This window comes from Pantoea sp. 18059 (assembly GCF_902706165.1).
Classification (GTDB): Bacteria; Pseudomonadota; Gammaproteobacteria; order Enterobacterales; family Enterobacteriaceae; genus Pantoea; species Pantoea agglomerans.
Map to the genome: position 1 here is coordinate 187519 of NZ_CACSJS010000004.1, position 19057 is coordinate 206575.

A 19057-nucleotide genomic window follows, 5' to 3' on the forward strand; every position below is an offset into this window, starting at 1 on the left:
TAAAAGCCTGCTGGTTAGCCTGTTCCGGGAAACGGGCATTATGCAAAGTTCATAAGCAGAAGCAAGCCTTTGCAATCTTCCGGTTTACACCCAGGTGCGCATGTGCTGGAATTCCTGCCTGAGTGTAGAGTAAACACGGAAAATTTCCTTCTTATGATGCAAGCGCCGCAGTTCGCGCAACAGGTGCTGGACTGGTATCAGCGCTTTGGTCGCAAAACCCTGCCGTGGCAGCTGGAGAAAACGCCTTACAAGGTGTGGCTCTCCGAAGTGATGCTACAGCAAACCCAGGTTGCCACGGTTATTCCCTATTTTGAACGCTTTATGGCGCGCTTCCCCACGGTCATCGATCTGGCTGCGGCTCCGCTGGATGAGGTCTTACATCTCTGGACCGGCCTCGGCTACTACGCCCGTGCGCGTAATCTGCATAAAGCCGCAAAGCAGATTGTCGAGGTTCATCAGGGCGAGTTCCCGCGTAATTTCGATGATGTCTCTTCCCTGCCCGGCGTAGGCCGCTCCACTGCGGGCGCGATCCTGTCGCTGTCACTGGGGCAGCATTTCCCGATTCTGGATGGCAACGTCAAGCGCGTGCTGGCCCGTTGCTATGCTGTCAGCGGCTGGCCGGGTAAGAAAGAGGTCGAAAAGCGGCTCTGGCAGATCAGCGAAGAGGTCACACCCGCCGAGGGCGTCAGCCAGTTTAATCAGGCGATGATGGATCTGGGTGCTATCGTCTGTACCCGATCAAAGCCGAAGTGCGAAATCTGCCCGCTGAACAGCGGTTGTGAGGCGTATGCCAGCAGCAGCTGGGCGAGCTATCCCGGTAAGAAGCCTAAGCAGGTGCTGCCAGAGCGCAGCGGCTGGTTCCTGATGATGCAGGATGGTGATGATGTCTGGCTGGAGCAGCGCCCGCCTGTGGGCTTGTGGGGCGGCCTGTTCTGCTTCCCGCAGTTCACAACGGAAGCGGCACTGACCGACTGGCTGGCGGCCCGCGGCATCCATGCAAAACCGCAGCAGCTTACTGCGTTCCGTCACACCTTCAGCCATTTCCATCTCGATATCGTGCCAATGTGGCTGACGTGGCCTTCTGTCGGGGCGGCGATGGATGAAGCAGGCGGTCTCTGGTATAACTTAGCGCTGCCACCATCTGTGGGATTAGCCGCACCCGTTGAGCGCCTGTTACACGAGCTGCGCCATCCCCGACAACTGGCTTTGAACAGTTGTGAGATTAATGAGGAAGAATAATGAGCCGCACTATTTTTTGTACTTTTTTACAGCGCGACGCGGAAGGACAGGATTTTCAGCTCTACCCGGGCGATCTGGGTAAGCGCATTTACAACGACATTTCCAAAGAAGCCTGGCAGAAGTGGATGGCGAAACAGACCATGTTGATCAACGAGAAGAAGCTCAACATGATGAATCCCGAAGATCGTAAAGTGCTGGAGAAGGAGATGATCAATTTCCTGTTCGAAGGTAAAGACGTTCATATCGAAGGCTATACACCGCCAGAAGCGTAAACATTCCGGGCCTCATCGCTGAGGCCGGTTATCCAGGTCAGGCTTGCATTCCCAATGAATAAAAAATTAATCGCCCTGCTGGTGATAGCACCACTTTTGGTTTCCTGTTCCGGGTCAAAGAAACAGCAGTCCCACGAGGAGTGGGTAAAAGATACCAACGCCTTTGATATTCTGATGGGGCAGTTTGCTCATAATATTGAGAATATCTGGGGTATCAATGAGGTCCTGATCGCCGGACCCAAAGATTACGTCAAATATAGCGACAACTATTACACCCGCAGCCACATTAACTTTGAAAGCGGTAAGCTGACCATCGAGACGATTTCTGGCACCGATCCTATGGCCAGCCTGCGTCAGGCAATCGTGACCACCCTGTTGATTGGCGAAGATCCGGGTAATGTCGATCTCTACTCTGACGCCAACGATATTGAAATCAGTAAAGAGCCGCTGCTGTATGGGCAGGTGCTGGATAATACCGGTCAGCCGATTCGCTGGCAGGGTCGCGCAGAAGCCTTTGCTGACTATCTGATTCAGAATAAATTGCAGCGCCGCACCTCGGGTCTGCATGTGATTTACACCATTTCGATTCCGATGGTGCCGAACCACCTGGATAAGCGTGCGCACAAATACCTGCCGATGGTGCGTAAAGCCGCCGATCAGTATGGTGTTGATGCCTCGTTGATTCTGGCGATTATGCAGACCGAGTCGAGCTTTAACCCCTACGCCGTGAGCCATTCTGATGCGCTGGGTCTGATGCAGGTGGTGCAGCATACTGCCGGTGTTGACGTGTTCCGCATGAAGGGTAAATGGGGCAAGCCGAGCCGCAGCTATCTGCTGGATCCGGAGAACAATATTGATGCGGGTACCGCTTATCTGTCGCTGTTGCAGCGTAGCTATCTGGGCGGCATTCAGGATCCGGTGTCACGTCGTTATGCGGTGATCACCGCCTATAACGGCGGCGCAGGCAGCGTGCTGCGCGTCTTCTCCAGCGATAAAGATCGAGCGTTTTCGATGATTAACGGCATGTCACCGAGCAAGGTTTATTCGACCCTGGCGAACCAGCATCCGTCGGCGGAGTCGCGTCGTTATCTTTATAAGGTGAGTACCGCGCAGAAGAGTTATCGGGGATTCTGATTGGCTCAGCGCTAAAGCGGGGGAGTGTTCGCTGCGCGAACGGGCTTGGGTGCAGCGCCTGAAGCTGGGATTGTTCGCTGCGCGAACAGGCTATGAGAAGGTTTCGTTCGCTTAGCCGCGGGTATGCACTGAGCGGGTTCCGCCCGCCAGGCGATCAGGAGTGAAGCGCCTGAAGCTGGGAGTGTTCGCTGCGCGAACGGGCTATGAGAAGGTTTCGTTCGCCTGATTAGCCGGGCAGTTTCAGATTCGCCTCTGCAGGCGACCGACAAGGGGGCGCCAGTCGCCGCGCCCCCTTGACCCCGGGCTCCGGCCTGCTTCACCGCCGCTTCGCGGTTCCTTCGCTACTTCAGGATTTCTCACGGACCGGCGGGACGCGCCATCCATGGCGCGAACCCGCCTCTTCGCGACATCCCTGTCGCTCGTCCTGAAATCCCTCATCCGCTCAGCGGTTCTGACGGCCCCCCCACCCCCTCGCTGTTATCTCTTCTTTTTATGTTGGGTTCGCTGTCGCTGTGAGTTTGGGATTGCCTCTGACTTTCGGCTCAGCAAACAGAATGGCATTCAACCCTACCCGCTGTTATCTCGTTTTCAGGTAACTAAGATTGTTGCGGTGAACTTCAGGAATTGAGACTGGCTTTCAGACCACCAGGCAACTGTGCACCAAAGAAAACATAAAGAAATCACAGGCGGGGGTTTCCCAGAGGCGTCCGAAGCGCTGAGGAACAACCGCAGGCCAGGATGAGCCGACAGGACGTCGGCGAAAGGACTGCACGAGCCAGGGATGGCGAGTCCGGACGGTCCGTCGGCCGCAGGGCGTGACGAAGGCACCCCGCACAGCGGGGCGCGGAGGCAGCCGGACGCCGGGATTGTTAAGGGGCGGGCGTCCGCCCCTTGACGCGTCCGCCTGCTCAGGCAACCTGAAACTCCCCATCGCCTGGCGGGCGGAACCCGCTCAGTGTTAGCCCGCGGCTAAGCGAACGAAAACCTCTCACAGCCCGTTCGCGCAGCGAACCCAGGGCCTGCCAGGCGAAACCTTCTCAGCCCCGTTCGCGCAGCGAACAAAAAGGCAGGCGGGCCGCTACCCGCCTCTGCCCACGCTCAGATCAGCGCCCCACTATCATATTGGCCACCAGATACTTCCGTCCCTGGTCATCCTCTTCGGTGTAAACGCCCTGCAGCTCTGGCGAGAAGCCAGGCAGCAGATTAAGCCCCTCTTCCAGCGCCAGGAAGTAACGCTGCACCGCGCCGCCCCAGACTTCCCCCGGGACGACGCACAGCACACCCGGTGGATAAGGCAGTGCACCTTCCGCGGCAACCCGGCCTTGCGCTTCGGCTATCGGCACCAGCTCCACTTCGCCGCGAATATAAGCCTGATGCGCATCCTGCGGATTCACCCTGACCGGCGGGAACTCCGCGGCGCGGAACATCAGGCGCTGCAGATCCTTGACGTTGTGACTGACGTAAAGGTCGTGCATCTCCTGACAGAGGCGACGCAGGGTATACCCGGCATAGCGTTCGGCATTTTTGCGGTAAATGGTCGGCAGCACTTCGGCCAGCGGCGCATCCTCTTTGACGTGCTGTTCGAACTGCGCCAGCATCGCCACCAGATTCGCCATCTTCTCCGGACTCTCTGCCGGGGTCATCAGGAACAGGATTGAGTTGAGATCGCACTTCTCCGGCACAATGCCGTTTTCGCGCAGATAGTTCGCCAGAATGGTCGCCGGAATCCCGAAATTACTATACTCACCGCTGGCCGCATCAATCCCCGGCGTGGTCAGCAGCAGCTTGCAGGGATCCACCCGATACTGATCGCGCGCATAGCCCGCGAAACCGTGCCACTTCGCCTGCGGTTCAAAGCTGAAGTAGCGCAGATCGCGGGCGATCGTCTCAGTGGGCGCATCCTGCCAGCGCTGACCATCTACCGTCTCCGGCACAAACGGCAGGATCATCTCACAGCGATCCAGGATCGCTTTACGCGCCTCAATACCCAGCGTGACGCACTCATCCCACATGCGACGCCCCGCTTCGCCCTGATGCATTCTGGCGTTGATATCCAGTGCGGCAAACAGCGGATAAAACGGACTGGTTGATGCGTGCAGCATAAAGGCGTTATTCAGTCGCTTATGCGGGCAGAAGCGGCGCTGTCCGCGAATATGATTATCTTTTTTATGGATCTGCGAAGTCTGTGAAAAACCTGCCAGCTGCTTATGCACTGACTGCGTGACAAAAATGCCGGGATCGTTCTCATTCAGTTGCAGGGTCAGCGGCGAACAGCCTTCCATCAGTGGAATGAACTGCTCATAACCGAGCCACGCGGAATCAAACAGGATGTAATCACACAGATGGCCGATGCGATCCACTACCTGGCGCGCGTTGTAGACCGTGCCGTCGTAGGTGCCCAGCTGGATGATCGCCAGACGGAAAGGCCGCTCTTCAGCCGCGCGCTGCGGAGCCACGGCCGCGATCTGCTCGCGCAGATAAGCCTCATCAAAACAGTGCGCGTCAATGCCGCCAATAAAGCCGAAGGGATTGCGCGTCGCTTCAAGATAAACCGGGGTCGCGCCCGCCTGAATCAGCGCGCCATGATGGTTCGACTTGTGATTGTTGCGGTCAAACAGCACCAGATCGCCACGGGTCAGCAGCGCATTGGTCACCACTTTGTTGGCACTTGAGGTGCCGTTGAGCACAAAGTAGGTTTTATCGGCGTTGAACACCTTTGCCGCATACTTCTGCGCATCTTTGGCCGAGCCTTCGTGGATCAGCAGATCGCCCAGTTTGACATCGGCATTGCACATATCAGACCGGAAAACATTCTCGCCGTAGAAGTCGTAAAACTGTTTGCCCGCCGGATGCTTTTTAAAGAACGCACCGCCCTGATGTCCGGGACAGGCAAAGGTGCTGTTCTGCATATCGACATAGCGGGTCAGCGTTTCGAAGAAAGGTGGCAGCAGCGCCGCTTCATACGCCTGCGCAGCCGCTTCCAGCGCGATCCACTCCTGCGGATCGCCATTCAGCTCACCGCTGACGCCGGGCAGGTGCATCACCTCTTCTTCAAACACGTTAGCGACAAACACCGGCAGATTAAAGCCGGTATGACGCAGCAGCGCCAGCACGCCGCTACGGGTATCCGCCAGCGAGACGACAACCGCCGCCACATCAGTGAAGTCGGTGTTATCCAGCGTCACCACGTCTCGCGCAGTGTTCAGGGTCAGACTGGGCGCCACAGCGGCGCTGGCAGCAATTTTCAGTGGAGTCATAACAGAATCCCTAACGTCAGGGAGGAAGTGCCAGAGGCACAATTATGGGGACAGTGCCCCGGCGAATACTTAACAGTCAGAAGGCGTTACGCAGCCCGTGGAGAGCAGATCCATAGCCGCTGCCCGGCTGGCCTCACCGCATGGTGAATAACGGAGATATTGGAAAAGAGGATAACCCGGTGAGCGCCGGAAAAAGCGAACGGTAATCCGGGCGGATGCGCGGTGAACCGGACATGGCGACGTCCTCTGTGGCAAAGAAGCAGGGTCAAAAAGTGGCGGTCATAATGTCATCTTTTTCAGGCATGGACAACCCGAACCAGGTAATTATTCAGTCACCCTCTTCGCATGTAACAACATGATTTTTATAGTCTATTTATCATAAAAAATTCACAATACGACTAATTATCTGAATTATATGCAGATTTATGCACTTAACTCACTGCCGCTGTCAGCCTGTTTTTCCGCTCGTGTCGTCTTCATTGCCGGGAGACGGGGCCATTGCCCTACCGCATTGCATCTGCCAGGCGTAAACTGATCTTCTCTTTCCCACTCTGCCGGAGGCTGCATGTTCAAGGCACTGGTCATTGAAAATGACGAACAAGGTTACCGTTCCCTGCTGAAAGATCTCCCCGAATTTCAACTGCCCGACCACGATGTCACGCTCGACGTCAGCTACTCATCCCTGAACTACAAAGATGCCCTGGCTATCTGTAACAAAGGCCCGATTGTGCGCCAGTTCCCGATGGTGCCAGGTATCGATTTTGTTGGCCGGGTGACGGCCAGCCGCCATCCTGACTGGAAAGAGGATGATGTGGCGCTGCTGACGGGCTGGGGCGTGGGCGAAAAACAGTGGGGCGGCCTGGCACAGAAAGCCAGCGTCAGTGGCGACTGGCTGGTGCGCCCGCCCGCCACGCTGAGTCCGCTGCAAACCATGGCAATCGGTACGGCGGGACTGACCGCAATGCTCTGCGTGATGGCGCTGGAAAAACAGGGCATTACACCTGAACAGGGGCCGGTACTGGTAACCGGTGCCAGTGGCGGCGTCGGCAGCTATAGCGTCAGCCTGCTGGCGCGTCTGGGTTATCAGGTGATCGCTTCCAGCGGGCGCACCAGCGACCATGCCTATCTGATTGATACGTTGGGCGCGGCATCGGTCATTGACCGTGAAGAACTCTCCCAACCCGGCAAGCCACTGGCAAAAGAGCGCTGGGCCGCCGCGATAGACAGCGTAGGCAGTCACACCCTGGCGAATGTGCTGGCCGCCACCCAGCGCGACGGCGCGGTTGCCGCCTGTGGTATGGCGCAGGGACTCGACCTGCCAGCCAGCGTCGCACCCTTTATTTTGCGTGGCGTTACGCTGGCCGGTGTCGATAGCGTGATGTGTCCGAAGCCGCTTCGTCAGCAGGCGTGGCAACGACTCGGTGAGCTGATGGATAGCGAACGGCTCAGTAAGCTGAGCCGGGTGATCCCGCTAAGTGAAGCCAGAGAGGGTGCGCAGGCATTGCTGGATGGCAAAGTGCAGGGTCGTCTGATTGTCGACTGTCGCTAATCCTGTTTAAAGGCGCGTTTCGCGCCTTTAACGATCGGCTCGCTGCAGCCGTTTTATGAGTCCTTCCAGCGCGAACTGTGTCCCCTGCTCCATCACCGATTTCGGATCGCCGCTGAACTGATGGCATTCCGCTTCATCTCTGCCGTCGGGCAATTCCCAGCCAAACCAGATGGTGCCCGCCGGTGTACCATCTTCGCCGCCATCAGGTCCGGCATAGCCGGTAATAGATAATCCCACCGGCTCGCCGGAGCGGGCACAGGCGCCCTGCACCATCTCCCGCGCCGTCTGTTCGCTCACCGCCGTATGCTGTTTCAGCGTGTCAGGGCGCACCCCCAGCAGACGGATTTTGGCATTTTCGCTGTAGGTCACAAAGCCGCTGGTATAAAAGTCTCCGCTGTTTTCCACCGCGGCCAGCGTCATGCTGATCAGCCCGGCGGTACAGGATTCGGCGGTCGCCAGATGAAGTCCGGAAGAGAGTAAAATATTACCCAGTTGCTCAGCGGTCTGATCTAATGATTTTGCCATTATGGTCTCCTTGAATCTGTCCGGAACTCCAGGTATAGCGCAAAATCAGCGAATAAAACCGCGCAAGGTAATGTTTTTAAAGCGAAACGGTCTAAATACGCAGCTGGATATGCGGCTGTCCACTCCCGGTATGCGCCACTACCTGCAGATCGGCCTGGTACCAGCGCGTCAGCGTCGCTTCCGTCATCACCGTCTGCGGCGAGCCTTGTGCCACCAGTCGGCCTGCGTGCAGCAGCAGTATGCGATCGGCCCACAATGAGGCCTGATTAAGGTCATGTAACACGGTGCAGACGGTGAGATCTCCGGCGCGCGTCAGCTGGCGCAGTAAACGCAGGGTTTGCTGCTGCCAGAAGAGATCCAGCGCCGAAGTCGGCTCATCCAGAAACAGCCAGCCGCGTGGTCTTCCCTCATGCCAGAGCTGTGCCAGCACCCGTGCCAGCTGAACCCGTTGTTGTTCACCGCCGGAGAGCTGGCGGTAATCGCGCTGCGCCAGCCCTTCACAACCGGTCAGCCGCATAACCTCGGCTACAATCTGCGATGTCTGCGCCTCCGGCCAGGGCGCACGGCCCATCGCCACGACCGACTGCGCAGACTGTGAAAACGTCAGGTTGTTCTGCTGGCGCATCACTGCCCGGCGTCGTGCCAGCTGCTCACGCGGCCATGCCGTCAGCCGTCGATCGCCCAGCCAGCACTCGCCCCGATCGGGCGACAGAAATCCCGTCAGCATCCGCAATAGCGTCGACTTACCTGCGCCGTTGGGGCCAATCAGCGCCACCAGCTCGCCACCTGACAGCGTAACATCGAGATTATCGATAACAGTTTTGCCGCCGCGCGCGAGACACAATCCCCTGGCCTGTAAAATGTCCATCACTCCAGCCCTCGCTGTTGACGCAGAATCAGCCAGAGAAACCACGGACCACCAATCAGGCTGGTCAGCAACCCCACCGGCATCTCGGCCGGAACCACCAGAGTGCGCGCCAGCGTATCGGCCAGCAGCAGCAGAATCGCCCCCGCCAGCGCTGAGCCGGGCAGCAGCCAGCGATGATCGCCGCCAAGGCAAAAACGCATCACGTGTGGCACCACCAGTCCGACGAAGCCAATCACGCCGCTGACCGAGACCGCCGTACCGACCAGCAACGCACTGAGGATCAGCAGCTGATGCTGAGTACGCTTCACATCAACGCCCATGTAGTGCGCATCCTCTTCACCCGCCTGCAGCAGGTTAAGGTGGCGGGCACGGGTCTGTAACAGCAGCAAGGCTGGCAGAATCAGCAGCAGGCAGATCAGCAGTGCGGGCCACTGTGCCTGGCTGAGGCTTCCCATGCCCCACAGCGACAGCTGGCGCAGCTGCTGGTCGTTGCTCAGCCATGACAGCACGCCTACCGCCGCCCCGCACAACGCATTAATCGCAATGCCGACCAGCAACAGCCGCGAAAGATTGCCGCGCGCCAGCCGACTGAAACTGAAGATCAGCAGTGTAACCAGCAGACTGCCGATAAACGCGGCGATCATCGGTAGCCACAATGCCAGCGGTGCCGGCAACGCCAGCGGAATAATGATTGCCAGCGCCACCGCCAGTCCCGCCCCGCTGCTGATCCCCAGCAGACCGGGATCGGCCAGTGGGTTACGAAAAACACCCTGCATCACTGCGCCAGAGACTGCCAGCGCCATGCCCATCACCACCGCCAGCAGCACGCGCGGCAGACGGATATCCAGCCAGATCTGCCAGATAAGATCGCTGAGCGGTGCCTGCCACAGCGCCCGCACTGAAAGCGACATCGCCCCCAGATTTGCCGCCAGCACCATCGCCACCAGCAGGAAGATCAGCATCAGCACCAGGCCACGCAGCGCATTATCCTTAATCATGGTTCAGCGATTCCGCCGCCTGACGCAATTTCACGATTGCCCGCGGCGTATCAAGGCCAAACCCCAGCAGTGCCATGGTGTCGATCACCAGCAGACGATGCTGCTGCCCGGCAGGCGTCAGCGCCAGACCCGGTAACTGCCACAGCTGCGCTTCGCCGCCCAGGGTTTTCAGGCCATCCTCGCCTATTACCACCAGATCCGGCGCGGCGGCGATCACCCCTTCCTGCGACAGTGCCTGATAGTGCGGCACCGAGCCCATAGCATTCTCCAGCCCGGCGCTGCGAATGGCGCCATCGGCCGCAGTCTGATTTCCCGCCGCCATCGATTTCATGCCGCTGTTCGCCATGATGTAGAGCACTTTTACCGGCAGCGGTTGCTGCGGCAACTGGCGAATCTGCTGCGTCATCTGCTGCGCCAGTGCCTGAGCTTCGCTTTCACGCTGCAGCGCCTGGCCCACAGTGATAATTTTCTGCGGAATCGCCTGCAGGCTGCTGTCGCCGCTGACCGTGACCACCCTGACGCCCGCGCGGGCAATCTGTTGCAGCACCAGCGACGGTTGCGCCTGCGCGCTGGCGATCACCAGCGTCGGTTTCAGTGCCAGAATGCCTTCGGCGTTGAGCTGGCGCATATAACCCACGTCCGGCAGTCGGGCGGCCTGCGCCGGACGCAGACTGGTGCTGTCGCGCGCAACCAGCTGTGACTGGGCATCCAGCGCATAGATAATCTGAGTGACGTCACCACCAATCGACACCACCCGCTCCGCCGCCAGTGATGGCAGCGTCATCAGCAGCCATAACAGCATCGCTCTTTTCATGCCGCCGCTCCCGGCGTGCGGAGTGCGCCAATCTGCTCGCGCCAGCGTGACTGCTCTGGCGTACCTTCCGTGCGCTGACCGTAGAGCTGGGCGATCTGCGTGCCGTCGGCGGCGAACAGTTCCAGGCTGGTAACAAAGCCATCACCCGTTGGCTTGCGTGTTACCCAGCTTTCGCAGATCTGATCAGCCATCAGATGCAGGGTGAACTGCGGATTGAAGATGTTGAGCCAGTTTTCCACTGGCTGCAGCTTCTCTACCCTGCCGGTGAAAATCTGAGTACAGCCACGGTTGCCGACAAAAATCATAATTTCATTGCCCGCCTGCTGTGCCATCTGTAGCAGGCGCTCAAGCGCGTCGTTGCCGGTCTGCCAGGCGAGATCCTCACCCACCGCGCGAAAGGCCTGCGGCCGTGACACCTGGTGGCGCTTCAGCAACGCGAAAAACTGATGAACATCGGTCATGGCGCGCCATTCACGGTCGATGGCGGTGGCATCAATCGCCTCCGTCAGGGGAGCAGCGGCAACCGGCTCAACCACGAGCGGCGTCGCCACGGCGTCGGTAAAGTCGGCGATCAGCGTCTGCCACATTGCCATGCTGGTCTGCTCCGTGGCGTAAACTTTCAGCACCGCATCGCCATGACGATCAAAAATCTGAATGCTGTGACGAACGCCCTGCCCGGTCGGCTCCTGCAGAGCAAAGGCGCTGCACCACTGACCGACGAACAGGCGCAGATCGAGCGCACGGGGATTAAGCACCAGGCCACCATGCGCGCCAATCTGCACATTGTGGTATTCACCCAGATGTTCATGTACCGCATAAGCGTTACGGGTAATGTTTTTGGTTTCGCCGACTGCGCCCAGTGCCTTCAGCAACGCCGGAAAATCGCGTTTCAGCGCCACGGCATCAACGCCGATGCGCGCTTCACACAATTCCGCTTCGCTGATGCCGATCAGCGCGGCCAGGTCGCGGGCATATTTGTTCGGTTGTTCACCTTTAAGGACAAGATAGTGCTGATAAATCGGGTTCATGACTCAGGCTCTCTTAGTAATGCCCTGCATCAGCGCAGGGCGACGGCTATCAAAAATCGACGTTAACACCTAACTGGAAAGTACGGCCCGGCATCACGGCCAGTGCCTGATCGTTGCGCTCCTGCTGAGTGGCGCTGGTCAGTTCACGGCTGCTGAGGTAATCCCGGTATTTGCGATCGGTTATGTTGTAAAGCCCGCCACTCAGCCTGACGTTGTGCGCGACACGCCAGTAAGCGGTCATATCCACCATGCCATAACCCGGCACCCGCATGTAATCGGTGCTGGAGTCGGCCAGGCTGCTGCCGTTGTTAGCGAAGCTTTCGCGGTTAGTCGCACTGGCTTGCTTACCTTTGACAAAGGTAGCGGTAACGGCGGCACCGTAGCCGCGCGCCTCATCATCCCAGGCGAGTCCGACGATCGCTTTCATCGGGGCAACACTCTCAAGGTCGATGTAGCGGTCACCAAGGTAGCTCGACTTTGCCGCGCCCTGCGTGTAACCAAACGCCAGATTGGCGCTCAGACCCTCGACCTCGCTGAACCAGCTACCGAAGTTCACTTTACTGCTGATTTCAGCCCCGTAGATGTAGGCTTTATCGCGGTTCTCCGCCTGATAGGTGGTGTAAATGTTGGCAGGCACATTGACGAACTTACCCGGATTAGCCGCCCGGCTGTAGCGGGTAAAGGCAATAAAGTTTTTATAGTCGTTATAAAAAGCGGCAGCGTTAAGCGTGACGCCTTTTGCCACCTCTCCTTTTACACCCCACTCGTAGTTGTTGCTGGTTTCGGTTTTCAGATCTGCATTACCAATCAGCGCATACTGCGCGGTGCCGGCATAGCTGGAGCCAAGGTTCCATGAACCATAAAGCTGGGTATCGTTGGGGAACTGCGCGCCACGGGTATATTGCAGATAAGTCATCAGCTTCGGTGTCAGATCGTACTGGAAGGCGATCGACGGCAATATCTGGGTGTCGCTGTTTGGCGATCCATAGAGCGCTGAAACTTCGCTGGCGTCGAGCACGCTACTGTTCGTGGTCAGCGTCGCCACATCACGCGGTCGGGTGTTCTGATAGGCCACCCGCGCGCCAGGCACGATGGCCGCCCGATGTCCGTCAGCATCGAAGCTGATGGTATCCTGCAGATAACCACCCACGCTGTAGCTGCGACTGTTAGCCTGCGGCTGCATGATCGCAGTAAAAGCACTGGCTGGCGGTGACTGACGGAAAGGTCGCTCAGTATCCACCAGGCGCGCATTCAGCCCGGCACTCAGTTCATGTCGCCCGACGCTTTTGAGCGCGCGGGTGTCAAAACCGTAGCTGTCGCTGTTGTAGTCGGAATAGACGGTTTGCCTGGCGGTGGCACTCGACGGCATCCGGGTGTTGTCATGCGCCTGGGTCTGCTGCCAGTAAATGCGGGTCGTCAGGCTGTCGATCAGGTCATTGTAAGGGGTGTACTCATCCGCCAGGCTGATGCCCCAGCGGCGGGTATCACTCTGCTGCTGTGCCGTCCCCCAGACTGTATTGCCTGAAGTGCTCCAGCTGTCGTAATGGCTGTGGTGGGTTTTGTGATAGTAATCGACCGTCGCGCTGAGCTTGTGAGCATCATTGGGCTGCCAGATGCCGGAGGTCATAAAGGCGTCGGAGTGCCAGTTAGCGGGATACGCATCCAGCGTATCGCTGTTGTTACGGGTCTGCTGTCCGTCACGGCGGCTGTAAACAAAGATGCCGCGCAGCTCATCGTCACCGGCAGCGGCGGTGATGCCGTTATGCCAGCTGCGACTGGATGAGTCATAGTCGCTCTGATAACTGAACGCGGTTGCTTTTCCGGGATGCAGGTAATCGTCGGGAGACTTATTACGGAACGAGACGTTGCCGCCAATCGAGGTGTTCGGCTGTTCCACTGCTGTGGCGCCCTTCTCAATCTCAATACGGCCAAACATATAAGGATCGATGTAATCGCGGCCAATGCCAAAGCTGTCGAGACCTGCGCGTCCTACATAGCTGCGGCCAGTGGCCTGCGGCAACGGAATGCCGTCTACATCCAGACCGACGCGGTTGCTCTCGAGGCCACGAATGTTGTAGCCGGTATAACCGGCCCGATCAAAACCGCTCTTACCGGCTGATGAACCACCACGGGTACCGGTAGCACTGATCAGCGGTTCATAGCGCATGATCGATCCGAAGTCAGTGGCACCACGCTGTTGCAGATCGCTGGCAGAGAGCGAGGTTTTACTGCCTGCCGTTTTTTTGATTTCCGGTGCCGTCACCGTCATTACCGGTTCGGCACTGCTGCCATAGCGGTCAGAAAGGGCTAGGGTGGCAGATTCACTGCCCGCAGCATAAGTGCAGGTGGTATTGATGAAGGTGGCGAGCAACGCCAGTTGAGTCAGACGCGGTTGCGTCAATCTCCGAAAACGTGGTGACATAGGCGCGAATTACCTGATTAATTGTTAGTATTCGCTCACTTGCTTGCTGGCAACAGTAAAACGGCTCCGCATAAAAGCCGTGAAAAGTCAGAACATCATGCTGGTGTAGTAATTATCGCCCGGAATTTAATGCAACTGATAATCATTATCAATCTTATTTACATTTAGATATAAACCACAGCGCACAAATTGTTAACCCGAATGCATTGGCATTTATCAACACGTAAAGGAATAGAGTTATGGCGCAAAAACCTGTGGTTGTTATTCACTACTGTATGCAATGCAACTGGCTGATGCGGTCAGCGTGGATGGCACAGGAACTTCTGCATACGTTCGCTGAGGATCTGGCGGAGGTGACGCTGAAACCGGGCACCGGCGGTATCTTTGAGATTACGCTGGATGAGCATCTGCTGTGGGAACGTAAGCGGGATGGTGGCTTCCCGGATGCAACCACGCTGAAACAGCGTGTGCGGGACATCTGCTTTCCGGATCGTACGCTGGGTCACATCGACAAACACAAAACTGAAGTCAGCTAAGTCCGCTATTAGCTGTGGGTGATTTTTTCTGCCGCGTCGTGCAGCGCTTTAATCAGCGTCTGCAGCGCGGCTTCTGAGATATCTTCCTGCGCAAGCCGCCGGTTCAGCGCGACCTTCAGCCCATGAATCGCCTGCTCAACAGCAGGAATGCTGCGGTTATTGACCAGAATCGCCAGCGTAGAGAGCCGTGTAATCAGGCTGGCGACCGTTTCACGGTTCTCTGCCAGCTGCGCCTCTCCCGCTGCCGTCAGGCGGTAGGCTTTACGCGTTGCCTGCGCATCCACCACCTGAATCGCCTCCATCTCTTCCAGCAGCGTCAGGTTGGGATAAATGATCCCCGGACTGGGCGAATACTCTCCCTTTGACAGCTCCTCAACAGACTTGATCAGCTCATAGCCGTGCGCGGCATTCTGCGCCAGGAAATGGAGCATCAGCAGGCGAATCTCGCTCGCTTCCAGCATCTTTTCACGTCGCTTGCGCCGTCCGCTGCAACTGCCTGCGCGCGCAGTCTGATCGTCAGATGAAGTGGAAGTCGGATGCTGTTTCATGGCCTGCCCTGCTGCGAAAAAGTGGGATTGATGGTAGTGCGCCGCCTGGCAAAACTCAATTGCCTTAGCGGCTTACTTCTGGTGCCAGTAGGCCACCGCCCGTACGAAGTCACTGTTGAGGCCGCGCTGCACCGTGAAGTAGTCACACAGCGCTTTAACAAACTCACCTTCGCCGGTCAGCCAGACAAAGTAATCTTCCGTCGGGATAGTGATCTGATCCAGCCGGGCAATCAGCTGGCTGAGCTGCGCTTTCTGCATCTGGCCGCTGCCGAGCCAGTTTGTCGTCACATCAGCCGTATCAGATAAATAGTCGCGGCCCGTCGCTTCATCGGTAAAGGCATAGAGATGCAGCGCCTGCGCCCGGACGTCACGCTGACGGCGCGCAAAAGCCGGCAGCCCGGTTTCATCACAGACATAGAGCTGGAATGCGTAATCGGTCGGCACCACCAGCGAGCCGCGTGGCCCGCCGACAATCAACCGATCGCCAGGCTGCGCCTGAGTTGCCCAGTCACTGGCTACGCCCTGCTCATGAATATAGAAATCGAGGGTCAGTGAAGATTCACCATCGAATTCCAGCGGTGTGTAATCACGCGCCTGCGGACGCACCCCTTCCGGCCAGACAATCCCCGCATCGGTGATTTGTGGCAGAGCCAGTGTGGCTCCTTCAGCGGAAGGGAAGAAAACCTTAATGTGGTCATCAAAGCCTGGCGACGTAAAGCCCGCCAGATCGCTACCGCTGAACCGGATGCGCCAGAATTTACCGGCAATGTTAGTTTTACTCGCGACCTGAATATGACGGAAACGCAATTCATTACGGACGCGCTGTGGTACACGCTGATCGGCTGATACAGGCAAAATTTCTCTCCTGAAACGGGATGGATGCCCGTGACTCAAAGGCATGCTGATAATAATGGAATAACAATCATTCTCATCTGAAGTGCCAAGATTAGCTATGATATATCTTCACTACAAGAACGAAAAATGCGATCCAGCGGCTTAAGATATATTTTATGCCTGTACGGGTGTGCGTAGTGCAGACGAAGAGCGGCCCTGATAAGAGCGTTCAGAGAGAGGTAAGCAGCAGGTGCGGCGTGTTTACGGGGCAGGCAGAGAAGGCGGAAACTGTCCGGCTCCTGACGAGCCGGGCATGATGTTGCGCCGCACATTCTGGCAGCGCGTGACCACTTACAGTGTGTCGTTGAATCCTGAGAGGGAAGGATTGCTGCTGGTGTGTTCCGGCAGCTCACCATCACCCAGAATTTCATGCTGGGTGGCCTGAGAGTGCGGATGCAGCCCGGCAGGAGGTGAAAAAGGTTCAGCCTGTTGTGCCATCGCCATGACAGGCAATGCCAGGATCAGTGAAATCATTAAGCGTCGCATAGTTGTCTTCGTTTGTTTTTTTGACCAGAAAAGGCCTGAAATGCAGGTAAATATTCCAGCCCTGGCACAGATGCACGATGATTCAGGCATGGCAGGGTTTCGGGAGAGGATTTTACGCCAGAATGGCGAGTTATTTTATAAAATCGTGCGGTTTGTCACGGTTTACCGCACGAATTATGCATTAACAGGGTCGGGAGCCACACCCCCTGCCCTGCTGGCTACGCCTGCATCACCGGAATAGAAAAAACGCCGCTCAGCCAGTCGGGCTTACAGTGCGCAAAATCGAGACGCAGCAGATCTTTACCCGGACGACGTGACACACCCAGTGCTGGCAGATGCTGATAGTAGATATCCTCGATAAAGCGTGTCAGCTGCTCCGGGCTGCCGCTCCAGCGGATCGACGCATAGAGTCCACGAACCTCGCTCCAGCTGGCGGTGTTGTCACCCAGCAGCCCGGCATGTTGCGGCTCCAGCGCCTGAAACAGGCTGATATTTTGCTGATCAGCAGAGCTATGGCCGGGGCCATACTGAAAGCCTAACCAGCCCTGCGACACGCGGCCGCCCGCCAGCGCCACCAGTTGCCGCGCCTGTTCAGCCACCCGGTGATCGCGATCGGCAATGTAATCGCCAAACTTACACTCCCACTCCAGCGTTTCTCCGCACAGATGCAGCTCTTCCTCACGCTCCACCAGCGTTGCACGCTCTGCCAGCGATCGCACCAGAATGCGGCCATGGAAGTTTTTAACCGGCAAATGGGGAATACGGCGAAACGCGCCAGGCGTCAGCGAAAAGTGACCTTTGAATACCCGGGTAAAATTTTGCTGGTTATCAAAACCAAAACGTACGGCGATATCGATCAGCGTCATGCGGGTCAGACGCAGCGCCATAGCGGCCATCGTCAGACGCCGTTTACGGGTGTAAGCCGCCAGGGTCTGTCCGGTCATCTCCTTAAACATGCGCTGCATGTGCCATTTGGAATAACCTGACTTGAGGGTAATCTGATCGATATTAAGATCGTCGGTGAGATTGGCTTCAATCCACTCGACCAGATCGTTGATGTGCTGTTTTTTAATGGCCTGACTGAGCATGATGGCGATTTACGACGCGGGTTAGGACTGGGATTTCAGTTACAAAAGGATAACAAAAATCGCAAATCGGTGTAAGGAAAGGGTAAGCATTGCGCGCCCGTTCAGGGCGTTTCCGCATTAATTGCTTAGGTTACTAACTAAAAAAGGCTGACTGTCGTCAGCCTTCTGATTATTGATAAAAACTGCGCCGGATAGCTGTAAGACGGAGCCTGCGACAACTAATGACTGCGCATTCCGGCCGCTGTCATCATCATACGGAACAGCGAGGCGACAACGCCCAGCGCCAGCACGCTGGCGGCATAGATAAACACCAGCCACATCACACGCTTCCACCATGGCGCTTTCGTTTCTTCATTGTGATTGTGGTCTTTCATGCTGCTGAGGCTTTTCATATCAATGATATCCTGCGTCTGCTTTGATTTTTCCACGGAACACGTAGTAGCTCCAGAAGGTGTAGCCCAGGATCATCGGGATAATCAGCAGGCTACCCACCAGCATAAAGGCCTGGCTCTGCGGCGGTGAGGCGGCAGCCCAGATGGTCACTGATGGCGGAATAATGTTTGGCCAGATACTGATGCCCAGCCCGGAGAAGCCCAGGAAGATCAGCGCCAGCGTCAGCAGGAACGGTGAATAGTGCGCCTCGCGTTTAATGGCGCGCACAATGCCCCACGAACAGAGCAGCACCAATACCGGAACCGGCAGGAACAGGAACAGGTTGGGTTTGCTGAACCAGCGATGCGCGATATCCGCATGCGCAAACGGTGTCCACAGGCTGATGATGCCGATAATCACTAACAGCGCAATCACCAGCGGCGTAGCCAGCGCAGACATTTTACGGTGCAGCTCATTCTCGGTCTTCATGATAAGCCAGGTGCAGCCCAGCAACGCGTAGGCAACAACCAGACCCACGCCGCAGAACAGCGGGAACGGTGCCAGCCAGTCCATTGCGGAACCGGCAAAACGACGTCCCTCAACCGGAATACCATCCAGCAACGCACCCACGGCCACACCCTGACTGAAGGTGGCGATGACTGAACCGGCAATAAATGACTTGTCCCAGAACGCCCGATGGCCTTCTACCGCCTTGAAGCGGAACTCAAAGGCGACACCACGGAAAATCAGGCCAATCAGCATAGCGGTCAGCGGAATCGACAGCGCATCGGCAATCACCGCATAGGCCAGCGGGAACGCGCCGAACAGGCCAGCACCACCCAGAACCAGCCAGGTTTCATTTCCGTCCCAGACCGGCGCGACGGTGTTAACCATCATGTCGCGCTCGCCAGCATCTTTATTGAACGGGAACAGCAGACCAATACCCAGGTCGAAGCCATCCATCACGATATACATCAGGGTTGCGAAAACGATAATCGCAAACCAGATAACGGAATAATCGATCATC

The 19057-nt window shown here is 57.3% G+C and carries 18 protein-coding genes; 5 read left to right on the forward strand and 13 right to left on the reverse strand.

Annotated elements, in window-relative coordinates:
- The first annotated feature begins 153 nt into the window (after window positions 1-153).
- The 3 genes from mutY to mltC are packed head-to-tail and all read left to right on the forward strand — an operon-like array spanning window position 154 to window position 2645.
- Window positions 154-1239: an A/G-specific adenine glycosylase gene (gene mutY / locus GVJ63_RS12865; RefSeq protein ID WP_159226971.1), complete on the forward strand. Its 1086-nt coding sequence runs from the start codon at window positions 154-156 to the stop codon at window positions 1237-1239.
- Complete coding sequence (locus GVJ63_RS12870) at window positions 1239-1511, forward strand: oxidative damage protection protein (RefSeq protein WP_003853409.1); 273 nt, start codon at window positions 1239-1241, stop codon at window positions 1509-1511. The genes mutY and GVJ63_RS12870 overlap by 1 nt, the downstream gene beginning before the upstream one ends.
- A gap of 54 nt (window positions 1512-1565) precedes the next feature.
- Window positions 1566-2645: a membrane-bound lytic murein transglycosylase MltC gene (gene mltC / locus GVJ63_RS12875; RefSeq protein WP_010248892.1), complete on the forward strand. Its 1080-nt coding sequence runs from the start codon at window positions 1566-1568 to the stop codon at window positions 2643-2645.
- Window positions 2646-3748: 1103 nt separating this feature from the next.
- Here mltC and GVJ63_RS12880 read toward each other — a convergent pair.
- Window positions 3749-5902, reverse strand: a complete 2154-nt coding sequence (locus tag GVJ63_RS12880) for an ornithine decarboxylase (RefSeq protein ID WP_159226972.1) — start codon at window positions 5900-5902, stop codon at window positions 3749-3751.
- 565 nt (window positions 5903-6467) lie between these two features.
- Between GVJ63_RS12880 and GVJ63_RS12885 the strand changes: the two genes are divergently transcribed.
- Window positions 6468-7451 carry an MDR family oxidoreductase gene (locus tag GVJ63_RS12885; protein WP_159226973.1) on the forward strand — a complete coding sequence of 328 codons (984 nt, stop codon included), beginning with the start codon at window positions 6468-6470 and terminating at the stop codon, window positions 7449-7451.
- A 27-nt stretch (window positions 7452-7478) separates the two neighbouring features.
- Here the strand turns inward: GVJ63_RS12885 and GVJ63_RS12890 are convergent, their stop codons facing one another.
- From GVJ63_RS12890 to GVJ63_RS12915, 6 genes are all read right to left on the reverse strand, one after another.
- Window positions 7479-7976, reverse strand: a complete 498-nt coding sequence (locus GVJ63_RS12890) for a CinA family protein (protein WP_159226974.1) — start codon at window positions 7974-7976, stop codon at window positions 7479-7481.
- Window positions 7977-8067: 91 nt separating this feature from the next.
- Window positions 8068-8844, reverse strand: a complete 777-nt coding sequence (locus tag GVJ63_RS12895; RefSeq protein WP_081113819.1) for a heme ABC transporter ATP-binding protein — start codon at window positions 8842-8844, stop codon at window positions 8068-8070.
- Window positions 8844-9842 (reverse strand): iron ABC transporter permease, encoded by a 999-nt coding sequence (locus GVJ63_RS12900; protein ID WP_010671078.1) that lies wholly within the window; start codon window positions 9840-9842, stop codon window positions 8844-8846. Before GVJ63_RS12900 ends, GVJ63_RS12895 begins: the two co-directional genes overlap by 1 nt.
- A complete protein-coding gene (locus GVJ63_RS12905) occupies window positions 9835-10656 on the reverse strand; it encodes a hemin ABC transporter substrate-binding protein (RefSeq protein WP_033772557.1) in 822 nt (273 codons plus the stop codon). The genes GVJ63_RS12900 and GVJ63_RS12905 overlap by 8 nt, the downstream gene beginning before the upstream one ends.
- The gene (locus GVJ63_RS12910) at window positions 10653-11684 is read right to left on the reverse strand and encodes a hemin-degrading factor (RefSeq protein WP_159226975.1); all 1032 of its coding nucleotides are present in this window, start codon (window positions 11682-11684) and stop codon (window positions 10653-10655) included. The genes GVJ63_RS12905 and GVJ63_RS12910 overlap by 4 nt, the downstream gene beginning before the upstream one ends.
- Window positions 11685-11733: 49 nt before the next feature.
- On the reverse strand, window positions 11734-14106 hold the full coding sequence (locus GVJ63_RS12915; protein WP_159226976.1) for a TonB-dependent receptor domain-containing protein: 2373 nt from the start codon (window positions 14104-14106) through the stop codon (window positions 11734-11736).
- 239 nt (window positions 14107-14345) lie between these two features.
- Here GVJ63_RS12915 and GVJ63_RS12920 point away from each other — a divergent pair, with 239 nt between their 5' ends.
- Window positions 14346-14642 carry a SelT/SelW/SelH family protein gene (locus GVJ63_RS12920; RefSeq protein WP_010248912.1) on the forward strand — a complete coding sequence of 99 codons (297 nt, stop codon included), beginning with the start codon at window positions 14346-14348 and terminating at the stop codon, window positions 14640-14642.
- An 8-nt stretch (window positions 14643-14650) separates the two neighbouring features.
- Here GVJ63_RS12920 and GVJ63_RS12925 read toward each other — a convergent pair whose 3' ends face one another.
- The 6 genes from GVJ63_RS12925 to cydB form a co-directional block, all read right to left on the reverse strand.
- On the reverse strand, window positions 14651-15190 hold the full coding sequence (locus GVJ63_RS12925; protein ID WP_159226977.1) for a PadR family transcriptional regulator: 540 nt from the start codon (window positions 15188-15190) through the stop codon (window positions 14651-14653).
- 72 nt (window positions 15191-15262) lie between these two features.
- Window positions 15263-16045 carry a siderophore-interacting protein gene (locus tag GVJ63_RS12930; protein ID WP_159226978.1) on the reverse strand — a complete coding sequence of 261 codons (783 nt, stop codon included), beginning with the start codon at window positions 16043-16045 and terminating at the stop codon, window positions 15263-15265.
- A 330-nt stretch (window positions 16046-16375) separates the two neighbouring features.
- Window positions 16376-16570, reverse strand: coding sequence for a hypothetical protein (locus tag GVJ63_RS12935; protein WP_010671084.1), 195 nt, complete (start codon window positions 16568-16570; stop codon window positions 16376-16378).
- Between the two features lie 218 nt (window positions 16571-16788).
- Complete coding sequence (locus GVJ63_RS12940) at window positions 16789-17658, reverse strand: helix-turn-helix domain-containing protein (RefSeq protein ID WP_010248922.1); 870 nt, start codon at window positions 17656-17658, stop codon at window positions 16789-16791.
- A gap of 218 nt (window positions 17659-17876) precedes the next feature.
- The gene (locus GVJ63_RS12945; RefSeq protein WP_010671086.1) at window positions 17877-18050 is read right to left on the reverse strand and encodes a DUF2474 domain-containing protein; all 174 of its coding nucleotides are present in this window, start codon (window positions 18048-18050) and stop codon (window positions 17877-17879) included.
- A gap of 1 nt (window position 18051) precedes the next feature.
- Window positions 18052-19056 (reverse strand): cytochrome d ubiquinol oxidase subunit II, encoded by a 1005-nt coding sequence (gene cydB, locus GVJ63_RS12950; protein ID WP_010248926.1) that lies wholly within the window; start codon window positions 19054-19056, stop codon window positions 18052-18054.
- Window position 19057 lies beyond the last annotated feature (1 nt).

What these genes read in the sequence shown, in the direction of transcription:
- mutY (WP_159226971.1), top strand. Translation starts at nt 154, where the DNA reads ATGATGCAAGCGCCGCAGTTCGCGCAACAGGTGCTGGACTGGTATCAG.
- GVJ63_RS12870 (WP_003853409.1), top strand. Translation starts at nt 1,239, where the DNA reads ATGAGCCGCACTATTTTTTGTACTTTTTTACAGCGCGACGCGGAAGGA.
- mltC (WP_010248892.1), top strand. Translation starts at nt 1,566, where the DNA reads ATGAATAAAAAATTAATCGCCCTGCTGGTGATAGCACCACTTTTGGTT.
- GVJ63_RS12880 (WP_159226972.1), bottom strand. Translation starts at nt 5,902, where the DNA reads ATGACTCCACTGAAAATTGCTGCCAGCGCCGCTGTGGCGCCCAGTCTG.
- GVJ63_RS12885 (WP_159226973.1), top strand. Translation starts at nt 6,468, where the DNA reads ATGTTCAAGGCACTGGTCATTGAAAATGACGAACAAGGTTACCGTTCC.
- GVJ63_RS12890 (WP_159226974.1), bottom strand. Translation starts at nt 7,976, where the DNA reads ATGGCAAAATCATTAGATCAGACCGCTGAGCAACTGGGTAATATTTTA.
- GVJ63_RS12895 (WP_081113819.1), bottom strand. Translation starts at nt 8,844, where the DNA reads ATGGACATTTTACAGGCCAGGGGATTGTGTCTCGCGCGCGGCGGCAAA.
- GVJ63_RS12900 (WP_010671078.1), bottom strand. Translation starts at nt 9,842, where the DNA reads ATGATTAAGGATAATGCGCTGCGTGGCCTGGTGCTGATGCTGATCTTC.
- GVJ63_RS12905 (WP_033772557.1), bottom strand. Translation starts at nt 10,656, where the DNA reads ATGAAAAGAGCGATGCTGTTATGGCTGCTGATGACGCTGCCATCACTG.
- GVJ63_RS12910 (WP_159226975.1), bottom strand. Translation starts at nt 11,684, where the DNA reads ATGAACCCGATTTATCAGCACTATCTTGTCCTTAAAGGTGAACAACCG.
- GVJ63_RS12915 (WP_159226976.1), bottom strand. Translation starts at nt 14,106, where the DNA reads ATGTCACCACGTTTTCGGAGATTGACGCAACCGCGTCTGACTCAACTG.
- GVJ63_RS12920 (WP_010248912.1), top strand. Translation starts at nt 14,346, where the DNA reads ATGGCGCAAAAACCTGTGGTTGTTATTCACTACTGTATGCAATGCAAC.
- GVJ63_RS12925 (WP_159226977.1), bottom strand. Translation starts at nt 15,190, where the DNA reads ATGAAACAGCATCCGACTTCCACTTCATCTGACGATCAGACTGCGCGC.
- GVJ63_RS12935 (WP_010671084.1), bottom strand. Translation starts at nt 16,570, where the DNA reads ATGCGACGCTTAATGATTTCACTGATCCTGGCATTGCCTGTCATGGCG.
- GVJ63_RS12940 (WP_010248922.1), bottom strand. Translation starts at nt 17,658, where the DNA reads ATGCTCAGTCAGGCCATTAAAAAACAGCACATCAACGATCTGGTCGAG.
- GVJ63_RS12945 (WP_010671086.1), bottom strand. Translation starts at nt 18,050, where the DNA reads ATGAAAAGCCTCAGCAGCATGAAAGACCACAATCACAATGAAGAAACG.
- cydB (WP_010248926.1), bottom strand. Translation starts at nt 19,056, where the DNA reads ATGATCGATTATTCCGTTATCTGGTTTGCGATTATCGTTTTCGCAACC.